12 protein-coding genes are annotated in these 20,605 nt (G+C 55.3%); all 12 read right to left on the minus strand.

Translation table 11 applies throughout. The features are described 5' to 3' along the window. Positions 1-23: 23 nt before the first annotated feature. Positions 24-1,313 (minus strand): exo-alpha-sialidase, encoded by a 1,290-nt coding sequence (locus GXP58_05420; protein ID NOY53046.1) that lies wholly within the window; start codon positions 1,311-1,313, stop codon positions 24-26. A 196-nt stretch (positions 1,314-1,509) separates the two neighbouring features. Then, the gene (locus GXP58_05425) at positions 1,510-3,006 is read right to left on the minus strand and encodes an efflux transporter outer membrane subunit (GenBank protein ID NOY53047.1); all 1,497 of its coding nucleotides are present in this window, start codon (positions 3,004-3,006) and stop codon (positions 1,510-1,512) included. 65 nt (positions 3,007-3,071) lie between these two features. Beyond that, complete coding sequence (locus tag GXP58_05430) at positions 3,072-3,992, minus strand: polyhydroxybutyrate depolymerase (protein ID NOY53048.1); 921 nt, start codon at positions 3,990-3,992, stop codon at positions 3,072-3,074. Positions 3,993-4,041: 49 nt separating this feature from the next. Then, positions 4,042-4,680, minus strand: coding sequence for a hypothetical protein (locus GXP58_05435; GenBank protein ID NOY53049.1), 639 nt, complete (start codon positions 4,678-4,680; stop codon positions 4,042-4,044). An 88-nt stretch (positions 4,681-4,768) separates the two neighbouring features. Next, positions 4,769-5,677 carry a sulfotransferase gene (locus GXP58_05440; protein ID NOY53050.1) on the minus strand — a complete coding sequence of 303 codons (909 nt, stop codon included), beginning with the start codon at positions 5,675-5,677 and terminating at the stop codon, positions 4,769-4,771. A gap of 1 nt (position 5,678) precedes the next feature. Further along, entirely contained in the window at positions 5,679-8,528 is a 2,850-nt protein-coding gene (locus GXP58_05445) for an HlyD family efflux transporter periplasmic adaptor subunit (GenBank protein NOY53051.1), read from the minus strand. A gap of 30 nt (positions 8,529-8,558) precedes the next feature. Continuing rightward, on the minus strand, positions 8,559-10,007 hold the full coding sequence (locus tag GXP58_05450) for a hypothetical protein (GenBank protein ID NOY53052.1): 1,449 nt from the start codon (positions 10,005-10,007) through the stop codon (positions 8,559-8,561). Continuing rightward, positions 10,007-11,092 (minus strand): alpha/beta hydrolase, encoded by a 1,086-nt coding sequence (locus tag GXP58_05455; GenBank protein ID NOY53053.1) that lies wholly within the window; start codon positions 11,090-11,092, stop codon positions 10,007-10,009. Before GXP58_05455 ends, GXP58_05450 begins: the two co-directional genes overlap by 1 nt. Positions 11,093-11,095: 3 nt before the next feature. Beyond that, positions 11,096-12,694, minus strand: coding sequence for a nucleotide pyrophosphatase (locus GXP58_05460; protein NOY53054.1), 1,599 nt, complete (start codon positions 12,692-12,694; stop codon positions 11,096-11,098). Between the two features lie 12 nt (positions 12,695-12,706). Then, a complete protein-coding gene (locus tag GXP58_05465) occupies positions 12,707-12,991 on the minus strand; it encodes an acyl carrier protein (GenBank protein NOY53055.1) in 285 nt (94 codons plus the stop codon). 18 nt (positions 12,992-13,009) lie between these two features. Further along, positions 13,010-17,725: an acyltransferase domain-containing protein gene (locus GXP58_05470; GenBank protein NOY53056.1), complete on the minus strand. Its 4,716-nt coding sequence runs from the start codon at positions 17,723-17,725 to the stop codon at positions 13,010-13,012. Between the two features lie 106 nt (positions 17,726-17,831). Then, a partial coding sequence (locus GXP58_05475; protein ID NOY53057.1) for an SDR family NAD(P)-dependent oxidoreductase occupies positions 17,832-20,605 on the minus strand: 2,774 nt, incomplete at its 5' end.

Consider the following 20,605-nt stretch of genomic DNA (forward strand, 5'->3'; position numbering starts at 1 on the left):
CACTTCCTTCCGGCAAATGCCTCCTATTGTACGTGAAAAAGATTGTAGAGGAGCGTCTGCAGCGGCACAGTGCCCCCGGACTCGTTTATTGTATAGATCATTGGAAGGTTCCAATAATACCGCTCCGGTACGCTCATGCGCAGATGGCCGTCGTACTTCTGTTGAGATACCACACGCCATTTCGACCATGTATTGTCCAGCCGGGAGTATCCTCTCATAAGGACCTCTCTCCGGTCGCGGCCCACCTGGAAGAGATAAAGGTTGCCCAAGGGAGACACAGTGATATTCTGGTAGTTCCCGAACCCGGCCACCTTGTAAGGTGGCTCCCATGAGGCGGTCGAGGCATCGTATCGCAGGTACATGATGCCGCCATCTTCATATGTCAGGTGGATATTGCCCGAATCATCCGCCGCAACACTCCAGTGCGAACCGTAAGGATCACCCGAGGCAGCGGTCATCTGCGTAATCGTCCCATAGGTCCAGGACGCGTCCAGGGGGTCTGAATCGTTCCGCCATGCCCACATCTTATAACGCTCCTCGGCGCCCGCACTTCCACGCACATCCTGCATGATCAGAACGGTCTTGGACCCTACGGCTATGATCTTCGCACATTTCTCGGGAAGATCGTTCACCGTCCCGAAGAGATAACCGGTATCTTGCCATGTGGCCCCTTGATCCGTACTGTAGAAGACCTGGATCTGAAAAGAACCGGCCGAGACCGACTCCAGACGGAAAGCGCACCATAACACACCATGCGAGTCTTCAGCAATCGTCGCACGGCTCCCGAGGTCATTCACGTTGGAACGGAAAACGGCAGCCCGTGTTGAAGGATCCAGGCTCCATGACCTGGTCAACGGATCATACAGAAACCTGCAAAAAACAACGTTTGAGTTCGGATAAGGATCCAAGGTGGAGAAAACCAACAAAAGGTTGCCGTCAGCATCGATAACACCGTCGCTTACAGCCAGAGACCTTCCGGAGACTCGAGCCTCGATCGACCATGTAGCCCCATGATCCAGTGATTTGTAAAGAGTAAGAGGGTTGCCTTCGTATCCAGCCTGTTGGACCACGGCGGCAATAGCGCCGTCGCGCGTCACCCATATATGGCGCATATAGCGGTGGGCCAGGAAAAGATCGGAATAGCTGTATATCCCGGTCGGCACATCCCTGGCGAGGAAAAATATCGCCTCCGCGATATCGTCATGCGTAAAGAGGAAAACAGACAAGACGACCATGCATGTGCAGAGCACCGCCCGACAGGTTCTCCCGGCAAACCGGTAAGATAACACCTCATGCCTCCCATAGACTGCCATTATGCCACCTCCTTTTTATGATGGTCTCGTAAAAAGTCACAAAGCCCTTCGACAGGCTCAAGGCGAACGGTGTAAGTGATTGATATTCCGTTCGTGGTGAGCCTGTCGAACCATGAACGGAATCCGGAAAACGACTTTTTACGACTTCATCTTATCTTTTATGAAGCAAAGAAACACGATCCGAAGATCCCATGCATCAATGCCTATGATCGGTCGCCGGCGGGACCTGCACCGCACGACTGGGAAGGTTCCGCTCCCCGTCCTTGTTTGCAGAACCCCAGCCTCCGCCCATCGACTTGTAGCACTCGACGAACGCTATAAACAGAGCCTTCTTCGTCTTTATGTTCGCTATCTCGGTGCTGTACAGGTTCCGCTCGGCATCCAGAACATCAATATAGCTGACATACTGGGCATCGTATCGTTCCCGGGCGAAATGCAGGTAGTCCTTCAACGCCTTTATGTGGCGTTCCTGGATTTTCAATTTCTCCTGCAGTTTTCGGATCTTAAACAGGGAATCGTTCACTTCCTGCAGTGCCGTCTGAATGGTGCGCAAATATTCGTTGAGCAGTTCCACACGCTGCGCCTCCGCACGCTGGATATCTCCCTTAATCCGCCCGGCGGAAAAGATCGGACCTGCCACATCGAGGCCTGCGGACCAATAGTTCGCCGTATCCCTTAAAAATTCCGACAGCGCCGTACTGGCATATCCGAACAGCCCGGTAAGGGAGATCTCCGGATAATATTCATCACGCACGACATCTATCATGGCATCGGCTGCAACCAGATTTTCTTCACTCATTCGTATGTCCGGGCGCCGCTCAAGCAGATCAGCGGGGAGCCCCTGTGGAATTTCAGGCATGATCGACATACCGATTCCCTTCCCTCTGCGGATTTTACCCGGATTACGTCCCAGCAAAACCGATAACGCATCCTCCTGCAGCGCTATCTGCAGTTCAATGTCCGGAACGGTCTCCGCAACACTTTCAAACGCGGAACGTACTTGGGCCAGTTCCATATCCGAGACCTGCCCCCCACGGAATTTGTCTTCAAAAAGCCGCAAAAATTCCTCCCTTGACGCATAGGTCCGGCGGGCCGTATCCAACATACGATCCAGCGACAACAAACTCATGTAGCCTTCAGCCACATCGGCGGTAAGAGTAAGGATCACAGCATCCCGTGCATACTCCGAAGCAAGAAGGTCCGCCCGTGCTGCTTCGCGTTTCTTGCGCAGTCGTCCCCATATATCCACTTCCCAGTTCACAGCGGCCTGGAACCTGTATGAAGACTGGCGCCGATCGGGGCCGAGGCTCAGAGACGGAATGTTCCGTTCCAAGCTCTGTTGTTCGCGCCCGGCTCCAATACCGTAGTCCAGACTCGGATAGAGAGCGGACTGAACGGACTGAAAACGCCCGGCGAACTCCTGCACCCTGGCGGTTGCGATGCGTACGTCCTTATTTTTTTTGAGAGCAACATCTATGAGGTTGTTCAGCACCGGGTCATGGAACAGTTCCCACCAACGGACATTAGCTACCCCGGCCGCCACCGGATACGCGATGCACCATTGCCGGGGCATCTTGACCTCAGGCCTTTTATAGACCCGCCCGGCCGTACACGCAGCACACAATACGACAAGCGTACAGACAATCAACAGACGTAGGACCGTCTTCTTTCCCTTCAGCGCGCTCGACCGCATCTCTCGTGATCCTTCAATCCGTTCCATTAACATGACATTTCGCACCGTACCACCACCGGCAACGCTCACGGTTTTCCCACCGGCTTGGAGAACCGGGATACAAACTCCCATATAAACCTGCTTGTCGATACATCTCCGCCATCCGGCGACACGATCTTTTCGGGCCAGCCGTGCCCCTCTCCCAGCACCAGGTATAGTTCAACCGGGGCGCCATCGCTGCATCTGTATTTCGTCTCTCTTGCACGTCCCCGCACCGTACGCTCCACGGGGGGCGAACAGGACCGGGAGCGCGTCAACAGCCTCATGGTCTCCGGGACGGATCTGTGCCTGACCCCGGACTTACTGTGGGTCCCTTCCCCACCATTGAACGGTACGTTCTGATCCCGCTCGCCGTGTATATGGAGCACCGGTATGCCCCTGGCCGCATCACAGTTGTCGACCGCCAGGGTGCCTGCGACGGAGACAACCGCAGCTATCTCGTCCGGAATCTCGCAGGCAAGGCGATAGGCCATCATGGCTCCATTTGAAATCCCGGCGACATACACCCTGCGCCTGTCGATCGGATACCGGCCGGCGATCTTGCTGATAACCTCCTTTATGAAACGCACATCGTCCACCTGCTGCCTTACAGCACGGCCGCAACAACTCCCGGCATTCCATACCCTCCTGTTCCTGTTAAAACTGAACCGCCCACCGGTACCGTTAGGATAGGCCACGATAAAGTGACCGGCATCGGCCACGGCATCCATACCCGCTATCTTTTCCATATGATTTGCATTGCCGGTCCCACCGTGCAGAACCAGCATCAACGGGACCTTGCCACCGCCAGGCAGAGACGGGCTGTAGAGAATATAGCTACGCGCCTGTCCATCGACGACTATGGTGTGCAACCTGGACTGTCCGCATGCGGAAGAACTTCCCATGTTCACCCCCACCAAAAAGAGCGTGCACAAAAAGATGACTCGGATGACTCGAAAACAGATCATGTTGCCTCCCTTGTCACATGCCGGAACCAACGCCCGGTGCCTACCCGATTCATTCGCTTTCTCCGTCCAGCAGTTCCGCGGCACCCGCCTCGAACTCCTTCAATTGAGCAAGATTGTTATAAAGTTCGGTCACGATAGCCTCCAGCCACTTTATCTGCGCCTCTATGTTTTTCCTCTCTGACAGGATCTCTTCAATAGAGACGTGCTCGGGTGGCCTTCCCTGATGGTCGAAGAGAAAGCGAATCCCCTCGCCGATCTGCCTTTTGGCATTTATATACTCTACCTGCTCCGAGATAAAGGTCTTCGCCTTATTCGACTTGAAATGGCGTATGGCCATCTCCCGAAGTGCCTGTTGCTGCGTGTTCAAGCCGGCCGGAGCAACCTCGGCGCTCTTGGGTTCGGTATCGACAAGGCCTATTTTTTGCCTCTCTCCCGGCACGAAGAACTGGACAACCCTTCCGTCGTCCGCACGTACAAGAAGCGCCCATTTCACATCCCGGGCGTGTTCGTTCATCTCCTCCTTGAATATGCCGGCATCGGCATAGGTCTGGTAGAAGCAATACTCCTTCCGGTGCATCACAAACCCCACGAACTCATCCTGCTGGGAGCACGTGGGCACTTCGGCCCCCGGGGCTGTCTCTTTAGCGGACTTCCCGCTCTCGTCGTCTCTGTAATTCGCAGAATTCATTTTCCACCTAGAAAATTCATTCCCATACTCATCCCCCCCTCGACCAAATCCAACGCGGCAGCAAGCGACACGGTGCCCCACCTTCCGTTCACGAATAACCGAATTCACACGCCAGCCGTACCACCTCGGGACGCAACCCTTTCCCGTCTCCGCGCCACGGCAACGATTCGTCGAGTGAAGGGATACGGGGCGTATGTGCCCTGAAGGCCGGACGACGAAGAAAATTCGGATCGTTGGCGAACAGTGCATTTATAGGTCCGAAGCCTGCAAATGGAGACCGTTCCGGATGCATCATGGAGTCCACGGCCTCCGCATCGTCACGGATCCCCAGCCAGTTGCAGATCCACTTGAGGTGTCTCTCCGGACTGCTCATGAAGGATTCTCCTCGAATACGTATCCAACGCTCTGGAGCAACCTTGTCGAGAAAGTTCAGGATATTGACATTGATATCATGCCAGGCTATCTGCGGATCGACTGTGACACTGTCACTCTCGAAGTCAAACGAGTTAACGAATAGCGCGAAGATACCGTTATTGAGATTCATGACCGACTTACCCTGCGGTATCGGGTGACGTACCAGATGGATAAATCTTGCACCGGGGAAGACTTGCAGGATCCTGTCCAGCCGTTCCATGGAGACCGTGTAGGCCGGACTCTTTTCCACCGGTATCAGGGGGTCCAGCCTGTCGACCAACTCACGATACACCTCACCGGTACAACGTTCCTCCCTTGCCGAGGCCCAGTGCAGCGCCATATGGATTGTGTCGCCGGTCTGTTCCCCGGCATATATCTCCGCAACAGCCCTGAGCAGGCCGTGCCTGCGGTTACTGTCTCCCCCGATTTCCTTGGATACCCGTCGCCAAAGGTCTTTCAGTTGCCGCACATTGAAAAGATTCAACTCTGGCAGACCGAACGCCTGAGGGTGTTGCCCAATCATGGCATTGATCACGGACGTATAGGAGCGCGGCGGCGCCATTAGAAAAAGCGGTTCAACCATATCAAGGTACCCACGACCAGACTTCAACCTTAAAGAACCTGATCATCGCAAGCGACATAACCTTCCAAACCGGTTGCGGGCCGCATTCTATCTTCGCGTAACCCGTCATACCGGACTTAAGCAGACCGTCGCGGTTGTCCAGCAAGACCTGGACCTTTACAACATTACCCGAACTCTTCGGGGTCACCACGGAATCGATCTGCGTCACTTTCCCGTTGAAGATCTTATCGTAATATGTGAATGTCCTCCCGCGAACCGACGCGTCGGCAGCCGCATAGCCGATATCCGGTTCGGGAACTTCGATCTCGGCCAGTACCTGCGAAGTGTTCTCTGCAATTCCGAACGGATCACCCTGCCCCAGATAATGCCCCTTCAGTTGCTTCAGGTTCATCCCGACCAGCTTGCCGTCGAAGGGCATACGTATAAAGGTCTGCTCCACTCTGGAGTTGTAGTAATCATATTTTTCCCGGTAGCTCTGCAACTTTCCCTTTGCAGCCTCTATCTCGTCGGGAGTCGCTCCCGACTTCACCAACGCCAGTTTGGCGCGCAACTCTTCAACCTCCTTCGCATCCACCTCCTTCTCCTGTCTGGCGTCCTCCAATTCCTCCAGCGAGATCGTCTTTGTAACGTAAAGTCTTTCCATACGGGCCATTTTGTCACTGCTGAATTTGAGTTTGGTTTCCTGCACATTCAATTCACGCTCGACCAGTTGTAGCTCTTCCGGTCTCGGCTTGCTCATCAGCTCGTGAACAATCGCCTTCTGTTCATCTATCTTGGCCTTGTAAATCTGTAACTGCGAAGTATAGTCATCATCTGCCAGCTTGGCGACCACCGATCCCTTTTTCAGAAATTCACCGCCATCATAGTAGACATCCCTGATCACTCCGGCGACCTCCGAAGTGATTTCCTGGCGCTGACTCGGCAGCACGACAAAACTCCCCGACGGCTCGTAATGGTAGGGCACTATCAGCAACACCAGCAGGGCGAACGGGGCCGAACGCATCAGATACTTGAAGACACCCCTTTTCTTGTCCGACCTTGCCACATCAATCGCTTCCTTATTGATGGAAACTTTCTTCCACCGTTCGAATTGCAGAGACCGCTCATATACCTCGCTGATCTTTCTCGCCTTCGCTGCAAGACGAAAGAGCAACAAGACCACCAAGACTAGCGTTATAAAAACCCCGGCGCCTCCGAAGTGGTATTTTACGTAACTGCCAAACATCAGGATAAAAACGACGAATGTCAGTATCATGAATAGCGCAGAGGCCAGTGCATACGCCACAAGCACATTCCGATCGAGTTTTCCATACCGATTGCCCTTCAGCTTGTTTACAATGGACAGCGCCGCCTTGGAACGCAAATTGTCCTCGTTGAGCCAGGCGACCATAAGATAATAGCCGCTGCTCTTCACCAGCGGATTGGCCGAGAGGTAGAGTGAAGCTACCGCTATTACCGCCAAAGTGAGGGAAAAGGACGCAATCAGCGGGGTGGTCGGTCTTGATACGAACCAGGCCAGTATGCAAAGAGCGATCAGCGAGAAACGCCCCAGAAGAGGCGCTGCGTGAAACCATATACGCTCCCGCCGGAAAAGCCGCTCCCAGTTCCTTACCCTGACATGGAAGCGGGGATAAAAACCGAAATGAAGCTCTATGAAAAATGAATCTACCGGCAGGTTGTAGGAATAGGCAACAATGGCGATCAGAAAGGTTGCCAGAAGATTGTCCGTAAACATGCCTATCATGGTGTGGGCAAAGTAGGTAAAATGGACATAACGTATGCCAATCATGAACCGGGCGAAATCCTCCTTCATCATGTCCGCATGGCGGTAGGCCACAACAAACGCCGTAATAAAGAGGGGCGGAAGCAGGTAGACAACGTGCCGCAAGGGCCTACAGACCGGCAACACTGCCTTCAGGAAAGGCGCTGGATGGAATAGATGCCATCCCCTTTTTTCCGAACGATCGTCCCCGGTATGCCGGGGAGCCAGACGGGGATAGGCCTCCTCTATTATCAACCTGTTCAATATCTTCAATGCTCTTTTTTCACGATCCCCCAAGTCCCGTGACGACCTGCTGCGAAAAGACGAGGTTTCATCCATCAGACGTACGATCTCGTCCGTCAGGTGCAAGGACGGCTTCTTGGACAGGACCTGTTCGGAAAGATCGGGGATCTTAAGTACATCGTTGAGCCATTCAACACTGTTTTCGTGCGCTCCGGCTTCGTGCAGATCATAACCGTCGTTCCGTACGGCTGCACAAAGGTCTACGAGATCGGATGGACGCCGGAATTCACGGGAAGTAAAATCAGCTTGGTCGGAGACGAGCCCCTTTATGCGGGTTGACTCCGGGCCGACCCCCTTCTCCTCCTTCTCAGAGGCAGCGCCGGAATCCCGACCGTCCCCGGCCATACCGACATCGGCCGCGCCGCGTGCAATTGCATCGATATCCCCGGCGTCGTGTGCCTCCGCACGTACCCCGGTATCGGATGGACCCGTAAGACGGATAGGCTGATTATCCACCTTACGCCGGTAGGCGGCACACAAAGGGTGAGCCTCGGCATCAAGACCCAGGATCTTCATTTCGTCCAGAAGGGCAAACAGCTTTTCTAACTCCTCCATAGTGATGCCGTGACCGAACCGGTCCTCGAAGACGGAAGCCAACTTATCAAAGTTATCGCACAGCGGCATGACTTCGAGAACAAAGAACTGCCACGGCTCCAACTGATAGGTAAGCCCTTTCCAGTTGTCCTGTATCCTGTATTTCCAATCTCCGTCCACTGTCTCCCTGAAGGCAATCAGGCCCTGCCTCAATAAGGGGGGGAGTGCGACACGCTGAGAATTCGGAATCAATTAAATAACCTCCTGATAATGGAACGGGACTTAGAAAAACCCGTCCGGAGCAAAAAATATTTCACACCCTCCGCGCGGATTATGTACATACCGGTCTCCATCCAGGGGGAGAACACGCGGCCCGAAGGGATTGGCCGTACCGAGGAAAAGCCCATATGGACTCGAGGACATGGTTCGCAGACCTATGTTATAGGGATTCCCCATGCCGTCTGTGGTTACCGGAACCCAGTTTTCCCCGTCAATGCTTCTGTAAAGATCAAACCCGGCCTGGTTTTCAAGTATGAACTCTTCGCCTACATTATTTACGATATTTATAAACGCCTCGGGCCACGAATCCCTCTTCGCATAGCCAAGGAGACAGCTCCAATCGAAGGTTGAAAGATAGAGCCATCCTTTGTATTCGCACATACGCCAGAAATAGCCGTTGAAAAAGTTGTCGAAACCCGGCAGATACCCCGAAAGCGGGGTCTTGCGCCCAACCGGGGTAGTGCGCTCCTCGCCGACAATCAATTCCCAATATCCGTCCGGGTATATTCGTATCAATTCCGGCGCCGCGGGACCAACCTTGTGCTTTCGGTCTATGCCTCCCCCCTGTATGCCGCTCCCCACGTAGAGCACGCCCTTGAAAGGATACATACTCAGTGCGACCTGATTCTTCGGACCGCGGAATGCTCCACGATCCATCACCTTTTCCCACTTGTATGGAGGCTCACCCATTCCGTCGGTACGCCAGACTTGGTATCCATCCAGATTCAAAGTCCCCGCGTACAGATGGTCGCCCAGCCCGGCCATTTCGAAGACCGTCTGGTTGCCGGGGTCTCCGAACCCACGTTCACTCACCGGCTGCCAGCCTCCGGAGAGTGGATCACGGCTTTCATAAATAACCGAGTGCCCCGACACATTGGGATTCCCTCCACGTGAACCGGCAGCAGTGGTAAAAAGACGTCCCCTGAACTCAGTAAGAGACCGTATGGTGGTAACGGGCAGTCCAATCAGTCCCGGTTCGCACACCGCCTCGAAGTGCACCCCGTCTTCGCTTCGGAGCAGTAGGGGCCCCGGCCCCTTGGCCGGCGACCAAGTGCTGACGTAAAGGGCATCCTCGTACCGCCCCGGATCCCTGTAAGTGATCATACCGCGGTAGCCGAGTTCCCTGGGAATAGGCTTTCCATGGCTGCCTCGTATTATTGGGGATTTGAAGACACGCTCCCACTCGGCCTCGACCGGATCATAACGCCATATCTCGGCACCCAGGTCCAGATCGAAGGGATCCTCCGGGCAGGGGACCGGCCAAGGGTCGAGTCCTATAGGCAACCTGGCTTTCATCAAGGGGAAATTCCCGCGAGTTGTGGCCACATACAGATGGTCCCTGAACCAGGCCATCGAGTGCGCGTAATTGTTCAAACCGTGGCCGAACCCCTCCCTGGCCACAAGGTGGAAATCTTTACTGCTGAATCCCGGATAAATACCCAGCTTGTTCATTACAAGACCTTTACTGCGAACCGATCCCGCAATAGCACGCTTGTCGCGATATACGCCTGAAGCCCCTCTCTCGCGAACTTGAAATGGGGGAAAGGTCCCCTGGGAACCGACTCCCTGGTATGGAAAAACCAACCATCCCCTTCACGGAAAAAGCGGTCGCTGCGGAAGTGCCTTCGTCTTGGTTCACCGTCACGATGTGGCTTCTCGCTCTGAATCGAACCATCCCAGAACTGTCTGCACACCCTGATGAAATCGGACGGGTGCGTCACCGGAAAAAAGTGCCCTGCGTTGCGTATCCGCCTGAAGAACGCCCCGGGCCATACCCTAAGAAGATACTCACCAGTCATCATCGCCTGCGAACGTTCTCCGTATACTGCCATGATCGGTATATCAAACTTTTCAAATCGCTGTATGGATAAACCGTCATCAACCATCAACTCTTCCGCCGCCCTCGTAGTATCCATCAACCGTAACCACTGCCTTGCGGCCCTGAGGCTGTTCCTGCCCAGAACAAAGGGACCAACCAGTTTCTTTAATTCATCCGGGATCTTCCCTCCTCCCAGGCGAAGCTGCGCTATCTTCGTCAGCAATCGATAGCCGAAGAAGGGGTCACGGATATCTATCTCAAGGTTGTTACGATCGAAGATCTCCTGCACCTTTTCTCCGAACTCCCATTTCGTTATCCCCGCAAGCCCGCGCACAGCCGAAATATGGGTGTCGAGAAGGAGCAGGCTTTCGAATTTACGCGGCTCCATGCAGGCGAGATGAAGGGCTACTGTTCCACCAAAACTGTGGGCCACAAAATGCGCTCGATCGATCTTCAGATGATCCAGAAGCTGGCGCAGGTCCATCGCCATATTGTGTGCCGAATAACCTCCCGGAGGCATACCGGAACGTCCGTGTCCCCTCAGGTCGTACAACGTAATCCTGAACCGTTCGGCGAACTCCGGGACGTGATGATAGTACCAGAAGGCCATACTGGCGGCCAAACCGTGTACCATAACCAGGTCCTCACGATCCGCTCCCGGCCCGCTGCCCAACTGCATGTAATTGATTTTGGTGCCGTTTATCTTTACCGTGGGCATATGCTACTCCAGATATCCAAGCAATTTCAGTTGTGCCTTAATGGCGTCCTCTTCCTCACGAGACATCTCTTCTCCATCGGCCGCCCGGTTGTCCTCAGTCAGGCTCGCCCCACCGATTAGAACCGGATTATGCGCAAGGTGTTCCGGCGAAAATATCCCCTCCGGAATCTCTCCCTCGAAGTCCTCGGGCACGGCTATTCCCAAACTGTAGAGAAGGATCGATGCCACATCCATGATCCGCATGGACTGTGGTCCCGCCCCATTTACGATGCCGGGCCCCATGGCGAAGAAAACACCCTCCGGATGATGTGTTCCCGCGATCTCCGGACGTTCTTCCACAAACGGTTTCTTGTTCTTTATGGAGACGAATCCGCAATCACGCAGGGTCAGCAACAAGTCGGGCGCGTCCTCCATGGCCGCCCCGGCAAAGACATCTTCCCGATTGTAAATACCGCTCAATATCCGCTCATCCGTGGCCGGATCCCTGAGTTCCTCGAGATCACGTATAAGCTGCTCCCGGAACGTTTCGTAATCCTCCGGCCTGATACCGGTGCCATCTTCCCCGTCCGACACCCGAATATAAATGCCGTTGCTGGAAGGTGTGCGACAGTACGCGGTCGTGCGGGACCAATCGAGATTCGCAAACATGCTCTGCTCACGCCGAAACGCCTCTTCCGTCCGTTCCGTCTCCTTCCAGTGCAGGTAGCCCTTCTCGTGCAGGTAGGCATTGATCCTGACCACTTCGTAGGTAGAGGTAAAGCCATGATCCGAGGCAAGGAAGACCTGGACCTCCGGCCCAGCCTGCGTTACCAGCTGTTCCAGGAACTGATCAAGCTGCCGGAAATAGTCCATGCAGAGCCCGTGCATCCTTCGATGATATACATCTGCCTCACCGTCCACCCGGTCAGGATCGATAAAGGCCCAGGCCTGGTGCTGAAGCTTGTCGACTCCGTCAAACATCACCGCGAGCAAATCCGGGTCTTCGTGTTGAAGTATATATTCCGCAATCATGAACCACTGTTTTTCTCTCGGCAGATGATAGCGGACCCACCTCTCCCGATCTTCATCCGAAAGCAACTGGATAGCCTGCTTCTCGTTCTCGAAGTCCCAGGCCAGCTCCCTCGGGTTGAAACCCGGCAACCCTTTGAGGCGCTCGTAAAACTCCCCGGGACGTGTATTCCTGCGCAGATGTCGCCAAGGGACGAACCCAGGTACGATAAAACCGTTCAGATTCTCAGGGGGCGGCGCCGTGAACGGAAAGTTCAGCGCCGCCACCGACCTCCCGCATCGACTAGCAATCGACCATATGGTCTCGGTCCGTATATCCCTCGCGTCATACAGGGTAAAGAAGACATCGTCCATCCGCTCTTCCGCACGGATGAAATCGAATACCCCGTGATGCCCGGGACTCCTCCCGGTCATCAACGAAACCCAAGCCGGAGGCGTAAGCGGGTTGGGTGTGGAAAGAAGCTTGCACCGCGTCCCTTCCCTGTAGATCCCGGACAGAAAAGGCATAACAACGCCTTCTCTCCCGTCATGACTGGCCAGCTTGTCTAAAACAGTGAATGTGGCTCCATCCAGTCCGATAAACAATGTTCGCATTGGTCCATCCTTTCAGATACCCTTGTCCACCAGGAATGAGGCAACCCGGCCGACAGATAGATCGGACACATAACTGCCGTCCTTCATAAGGAGGTCCTGGAATCCAAACTTGCGCTTGAAATGCTCTTCAATGGCCACGCACAACTGTATGATATCGACTGAGGCGAAATCCAGGTCCTTCACAAGTAGAGTCTTCCCCGTGACAGTATCTTCCAGGTCCAGCCCCCAGTCCTGTATCAGGTCCATAACAATCTCTATGACCACCTTCTCAGCATCCGACTTCCGATTTACAGGCATCCCTTAACTCCCACTCTCTTAATTCTGATGATCCGCAGCAATCGCGATAATACTTCGGTCCACCTCTTCCAGGCGTACCCCCACCACAGTGCCGTTCCGCGCCACAAGCGCAAGACCCCAACCGTTATCCGTGAATGATACCTCGAAGTCCTCCGGTCTTCCTTGCAGTCCCGACCCGAGATATTTCGCCGCCGCCTCCTTTGCACACCATATTCGTATAACCTTTTCACGCATCTCTTTCGAGCTGTGTCCAAGCGATTCACGCTCCTGCGGCGTCATGGCCGATTCCAGCAAATCGGTGCGCACCGCCCGTTCCAAGGACTCCACATCCACACCAACACCCAGCCCCGGCTCCGCCACCGCCGCTACGCACAAGCCATGATCATGGCTGAGAGATACCGGCGGAGCAGGCGATACAACATCGCGCCATATGCCGTCCACGAACGGAGCGCCAGCGTCCTCGTGCCTGACCCTTATATCCGCCGGAAACAACAGCTTACCGCTCTTTTCGTAAACCCAATGGCGCACCGCCTCCTTTATGCATGCACGCCCCAGCAACCATTGGATCCGATACGAAAGCCCCCCCTCGAGGAGACGCCACTCCCTGCGCTCCTCCTCACCCAGGACGGCGCACGCCAATATCCTAAGGAAGATCCCGCTCGATTGACGGCAGAAGTCCTCAGCCAAGTGAGGCAGGATCCAAACCAGGACCCCGGGAGCCCCGAGCATCTCCTTCACGCTGCCGAGACACCCTTTATGCGGGTTCATCCGCACATTGAAGAACCGCTCCGGGACCGGATAAAAAACGTTAATAAGGTTTTCGACCTTGAGGATCGTTCTCCCCACACTGTCCACACACTCGAAATCCCATCTCTTGGGAGCATCTACATCACCGGGCAACAATCCCAACGGTTTGTGGCGGCCCTTCATCTTCAACCCCGACTGATCCTTGGGATGTGGTTGCCGGATTTCGATACGCCCTATGGTTGCGGGGAAACAATTGAAACTCGTGCCAATCTTATGTGCTATCCAGTAAGCGGACAACTGCCCCACGGCATCGAGCAATACCGGATTCAAGACCATTTCCGCGGTTTCATCGTCACGGAAAAATCCTCGCAGGGAAACAGGGGAGAGAAACGCATCCATTCCCTCTTCGTTCCACCCTTCGATTTCCTGAATGCTCCGGAAGACGGGTCCGTGAAACATTCCTACACGGTAAAGGTCCCTTCCATCCCACCGCGGAGGGTGTACACTCTCCAGCTCCGCCAGCATCCCGGATATCTCCACATCTCCCCAGAGGAAATCGGCCGAAACAGCCTTCTTCCCCTCAATCAATGCAACGGCATGACATCTGTCGGGATCTCCCGGAGACGATTCGACCTGTATGGTAAGAACTGCTTTTCCTTCGTCCAATGCAATCCAATCGAATGCCCTGACATTTTCGATCGCAGAAACGGCCCGGTCTCCCCGAAACAGGACGGCCGCCTCGGCCAGGATCTCAAGTGTCACCATCAGCGGGACACAGGCCAGACCTGTAAGACAGGGATCAAAATCCGATACCGGTCCGGAGAGGACGTGATCCCGCAGAAAATTGTTCTCCGCAACGGACAGGGCGCACTCGGCAACCAGGTGTTCATCATCACATTCAACTATGGAATCGATAAACGGCGTATATAAATCCTCTGCAGAGGGGGCATGCCTGCCGGCATCATCCGGAAAGGCGTACCGTTCAACGATCCTTTGCTGCTGATCCAGGAAATCAGACATCAGGTCGAAGTGCCTCTTCATAACCCCGTCCAGGTCGTCCGCCTCATCGCCGGGAAGCATGTGATACCGTTCCGACGACGAGGCCCGCGGTACGGCGCAAACAGTCCCCGGCAATCGTGACTCGGCACCCGACTCAACAATACTTTCCAGCTCATCCTTGTCATCTTTATCCAGGTGGATCACAGGCATGGTATTGTCCAAGCGCATGGTAGGCCGGCAAACCGCTGCAGCCCCCCCTATTTCAGCGATCCGGACATCGCGCGAAACGAACATACGCTCCAGCTTCACCCCCATGTCGTTTACATAAAGAGTGCCGAGAGAGACAAGGAACTGTTCCAGACAGTTCTTCCGTTTCAGGTTCGTGGCCAGGGCCATGTACTCACGACCGGCCAGTATATCCTTGACGAAGGAGGCCAGGTTGCCTGACGGACCTACTTCCAGGAAGTACCGCACCCCCTCTTCGTACATCTTCAGTACGGTCTCGCGGAAACGGACCTTACTGGCCCATTGTCCGGCCGCAAGGGAGCGTACCCCTTCAGGATCGTCCGGAAAACAATCCACCGACACACAGGAATAGAGTGGTGTACGCGGGGCTCCCAACCCTATCTTTTCGTAATAGGCAAGAAAGGCCCGACTGACCGCTGCGAATTGCGGCGTATGATATCCACGGTCGAACGGGAGGAGGGCGCAGAGCCCTCCCTTGGCGGTCAACCCCTTCCTGAGACGCTCGATACTCTCCGGCGGACCGAAAAGAACGAGCTGATTACGGCAATTCTCCATCGCCACGACCACCTCTTCGCCGAAAGGAACCATCTCTTTTTCTATCTCGGATCGCTCCAGAGCGCCCACAGTCATCAGGGCGCCTTTTGCAATACTCCCCTCCTCCAAAACTCTGAGATAGACCTGGTTCAACTCACGCACGAAGTCAGCCAATTGCGAGCGGTCATCATACCGAATCGCCCCGGAGGCAACCAGCGCGGAAGACTCACCGGTGCTGTGCCCAACCATCACGTCCGGCACGACCCCGAAACGATCCAGGATCGCGTACATGGCCTGGCCTGCGACAAAAACCGATTCGGAACCTATATCCATCGTGTATAGCAACTCCTCCAGTTTCGCACGCCGTTCTTCGGTAAGTTCCGACGCCGGGGGGAGGAGGATATCGGTGCGGGTCTCCCCCTGCGTCTCGTTGTAGAGTCCTTTCCAGAAATCGAACCACTCGCGTACTTCATCAAAACAGATCATAAGCTCCGAGAACATGCCGAGATATTGAGACCCTTCGCCCGGGAAGAGAAACGCCAGCTTGCCGTCAAGGGGACGGCAACTGTAGACGATGCCGCTTCGGGTAGACCAGCGGTCGCGCACCGTATCTTTCCGTAACCTCTTCAAGGCATGTTCAATCTTCTTCAAGCAGTCGTCACGGCTCTTTGCCACCAGTGCCAGCCGATCGGGGGCGGCGACAGACGTGGAAGCCAGCGTAGCGGCTACATCACACAACGCAAGATCCGGATTACCGGCGATCCACCCCGCCGTATGTTCCAGAATGTTCATCAATCCCATTCTGTCCGGCGCAGAGAACACGCATAACTCAAACGGCCACCCGGAACAGTCACGGGGCCGTCGCGCCCCTTCGGGCGCCTCCTCCAGTATGGCATGGCTGTTGATCCCTCCGAACCCGAAGGAATCAACACCCGCCATACGCTGTATCCCCGGGACAGAGATCCAGGGTTTGGGTTCCGTATTCACATAGAAGGGCGTACTCTCCATCCCCAACTTACCCGAAACCCGTTCACATCGCGTGGGGGGGAGGACCTTGTGATGAAGCGCCAGTGCACTCTTTATCAATCCTGCGATTCCCGCTGCAGGAATACAGTGGCTGATCATGGATTTTACGGAACCCAGGGCGACCGATCCCTGCAACCCCTTCCGCTCTCCGAAAACCCGTTTCAAGGCCGATATCTCCGTCCGGTCTCCAAGCGGAATTCCCGTCCCATGTGCTTCAATAAGTTCAACAGAAGCAGGATCAACACCGCTCTCGTCGTAGGCCCTGCTGATCGCAAGAGACTCCCCTTCCAGGCTTGGTGCCAACACCCCGTGCCCCCGCCCGTCGCTGGACAGACCCACCCCCCGGATTACCGCATAGACGCGATCCCGATCGGTGATTGCGTCGTGCAGCCGTTTGAGTACTACAACCCCCAGACCTTCACCGAGAAGTGTCCCGTCACTCTTCTCGTCAAAGGGGAGAACCTCTCCCCGCTCACTAAGCGCCCCCAGCAGCGTGAATATTACCGAGACTTCGGCAGGTATGGATGCATTGACCCCTCCGGCCAGCATCAAGCGGCAACGCCTGTTTCGCAATTCATCCATGGCGGCGCTGACGGCTATGAGCGATGAAGAACATGCCGCGTCCACGATATAATTGGGGCCCTTGAAATTCAACCTGTTAGCGATACGACCCGTCATGGCATTCGGTACAAGGGATGCAGCTATATCCGCGTTGAACTGCGGCAGCTTGCTTTCCAGCAGGCCCCTAATTCGAGACAGCTTGTCCTCCGCCAGCGAGGGTATCATCCCCCTGAGGATCTCGATCGTCTGGTCGATAACAATGTTGTGCTGTATAAGATTTCCCTGCCCTCGGTGGAGGTAGGTGCTGTGACCGAGTATGATCCCGGAATCCTCATGATCGTACTCCGCATTCAGGTAGCCGGCATCATCGAGGGCGTCACGGGCACTCTTCAGGGCAAGAAACTGGTCCGGCTCCCCACCGTCCACGGAATTGGGCATAATACCGAACTCCTTGGGGTCGAAACGATAAAGATCCCCGAGAAAACCGCCGTAAGGAGTCTGTATCCTACCGGAAGAGAGATAGCGATCAGCCTCCCATTCCACTGGAGGCTTGCCTACCGCATTGACGCCCGCGAGGATATTCCTCCAATATGTTTTCAGGTCCGGAGCGGAAGGGAACATGCACGCCATCCCGATTATGGCTATAGGCTCCGACCTGTCCCGATCGTTCTTTCTAAGATTCAAACTGTGTCCCCTTCTCACGTACACCCATGGACGGCAACCAGGGTCAACATTCCGCTCTCCCCCGTCCCGCCTTACTGCCCAGCCGGTTCAACTCCGCATTGGAGACGCACTCCATGTCGTCTATGGTCAAAACGATATCGCCGTTCGTATCGTAGAAACAGACATCAGCGCACACAAGGTGGCTTTCTTCTACGCGCGTCCTTTCAAAACGCATGAAGAGTTTCTCCGGACAGGAATCAACATACCGGATGATTTTCCCGAACCTCGCGGGAAGGGCCGTCTCGTCCCGGAACTTTCGTGCCCATATGATAGCCATCTGGGCGGCCGCGTCGATCAGCGCCGGATCGTAACACCATAGGTTATCGTCACGAGTGGCACATCGCAGCCAGTACGACGGCTTCGACGATCTCAGCAACGATAGTGAACCTTCGGGCGTAATCTCCATGATCTCTTCGATCACCCGCAACAGCGGACCGTGGAACAACCAGTTGTCGTATGCCTCTTTAACCGAAAGCCCCTCGCCCCGGAACAACTTGGGAGCGAACGAAGGACGGGCGGGCAGTTCGTCCACCAACAATATCCTGGCGCGGTAAGCTGCACGTTCCTTGACGAGATCGTCGATCAGCAGCCGGACCTCAACCTCAGATCCGTCTCCGTTCATTTCGGCAACTGGGCCGATACGAACATACACCTTGCGCTCACCTCCCTCGAAGCGTATACCGTGCAGCATCCTGCACTCTTCCACACGAAGAATTGTACGGCCGCGCCCGGCATGAATGGCAGCCTCCGACATAATCTCCAGCGCAGCCGCCATGGGAAGGACGGGAATGCCATCGATACAATGCTCCTGCAGATAGATATGATTCTTCTCCACATCCAACCGGAGAATCATATCCCCCCCGTCCCCATCCCTCTCCATGCAGCCATCCAACATGGGGCCGATGTAAGCCGAGGTATCAGCCTGGTATGACTCGGTGGTTGCGCGCAGCTCTCTGTGCGCAGCCTCATGCGCCTCCCATCGCCCCTCGCCACAGACCACCTCGACATCCTGCCCGGCCGCAAGTAGTTCCTCCTTGAAGCACCTCCGTCCGGACTCCGCGCTCACCAGCCTGATCCCTCTCGCGGCAAATTTCTCTTCCGTGGCCGAGATTACCATTCCGGCTCCGAATTGCGTAGCCCCCCACGGCCCCCAGCACAAGGCCCTGACCTTCACCCCCGCTCCCCAAAGACCGCTCAACTGCCAGCAGATACGGTTCATAATCTCATTCGCCGTCGCGTAGTCAGTCTGACCGCTGTTGCCGTAACGTCCCGCCACAGAACTCATAACGACGAAGAATTTCAGTGACTCCGGATCGAGGTATTTCTGCAGCAACATGAGTCCCATAACCTTTGTCTCAACGACTCGGGACCAACTATCGCCCGTCTTGTCCCTGAGCAATTTGTCCTCGATGATCCCGGCGCCGTGGATCACGGCGTTTACCGAGCCATGCTCCCGTCGGATCTCTTCGAAGAGTCGACTCATCTCCCCTTCATCCATGACATCAACAGCGTAATAATGGACCGTTGCCCCCCTCCTTCTGAAATCATCCATGTTGTTTCGCATCTCCCTTTTCGCAAGTATCCCGCGGATCTTCCTTTCTATCTCGGCTGGCATAAGTTTCCGGCCGCCGGAGTGGGCATTGGAGATAAAATACCGCCGTAACTCGGCGGCGGTGGCCAGCGACGAAGTATCTTCCGGTTCTTCACCGGGCATGGGGCGGCGTCCCGTAAGGATCAAAACATTCCCGGGAAGGGCCAGATCACGGAGCAGTTCCGCGGTAATCCCTCTCCCCCCTCCCGTAGCCAAAACAACAAGATCACGCAGATCCCCTTCCGAGCCGGTAAGGTCAACCTCTTCCGGAACCGTTCTAAAGATCATCCGACTCCCATCTGCATACCCTATTTCCTGTCGTCCCCCCAAGTTTTCCATTTCGTTCAACAGGGCAGCGGCGACTTTATCTTCTCCGTCACCGGGGTCGAAATCCACCGCCTTCATGATAAACTGCGGCGCCTCGTCCAGGAAGGACTTGAGCAGTCCAACACCACCGCCCTGTATGGACAAGCCGTGGAGATCAGCGACCCCCGTGCGTCCGAACCCCCCTCCCATTGAGCTTGCAGAGATGAGGACCGCACCGGGTTGCAGTCTTTCGTACAGATTCCGCAGGATTAGGAAAAAGGATTTCTCGTTGCGCAGCAACTCCATCCTCCACTCCTCCATGCCGGAGCGTGGAGAAATCCGTGCGGCAGACAGAGGAGCAAGATGGATCACACCATTTACACGTTCCGTATTTACAGCGAAGTCTATGCACCACTCGTTCAGTAATTCCTCACTCTCCAGGACAGAGCGCTGTACCACGTAAACCTTGCACCCCCTCTCCTCAAGAAGGTGTTTCAAAGAATCAGAGATACCGGAGATATCCTCCGTAAGCACGAAGAGGCCGCCTTCGATCGGCCGCATGACCGAGGGATCCAGTGCCTCTTCACAGGGGACCATGACATGCCGGAACGGAGGAATGTCGACAGCATCCTCTTCTTCCGTTCCGGCATAATCAAAAGGGACGGCAGGATCTCCCGTAACCGACAGGCTTTCAAGCTTCTTTATGATCCCCATGAGCGTTTGCTCTCTATTCAGCTCGGCGGTATCCCCCAACGCCTTTGCATACGATTCCGGAAGCCTCTTCATCAACTCCCCCACGATCTCCACCCTCTTGATCGAATCGATACCGAGATCCGCCTCCAGATCCTGATCCAGGCCGACCATCTCGCGGGGGTAGCCGG

The sequence above is a fragment of the Deltaproteobacteria bacterium genome, from assembly GCA_013151235.1.
Lineage (GTDB): Bacteria > CG2-30-53-67 > CG2-30-53-67 > CG2-30-53-67 > CG2-30-53-67 > JAADIO01.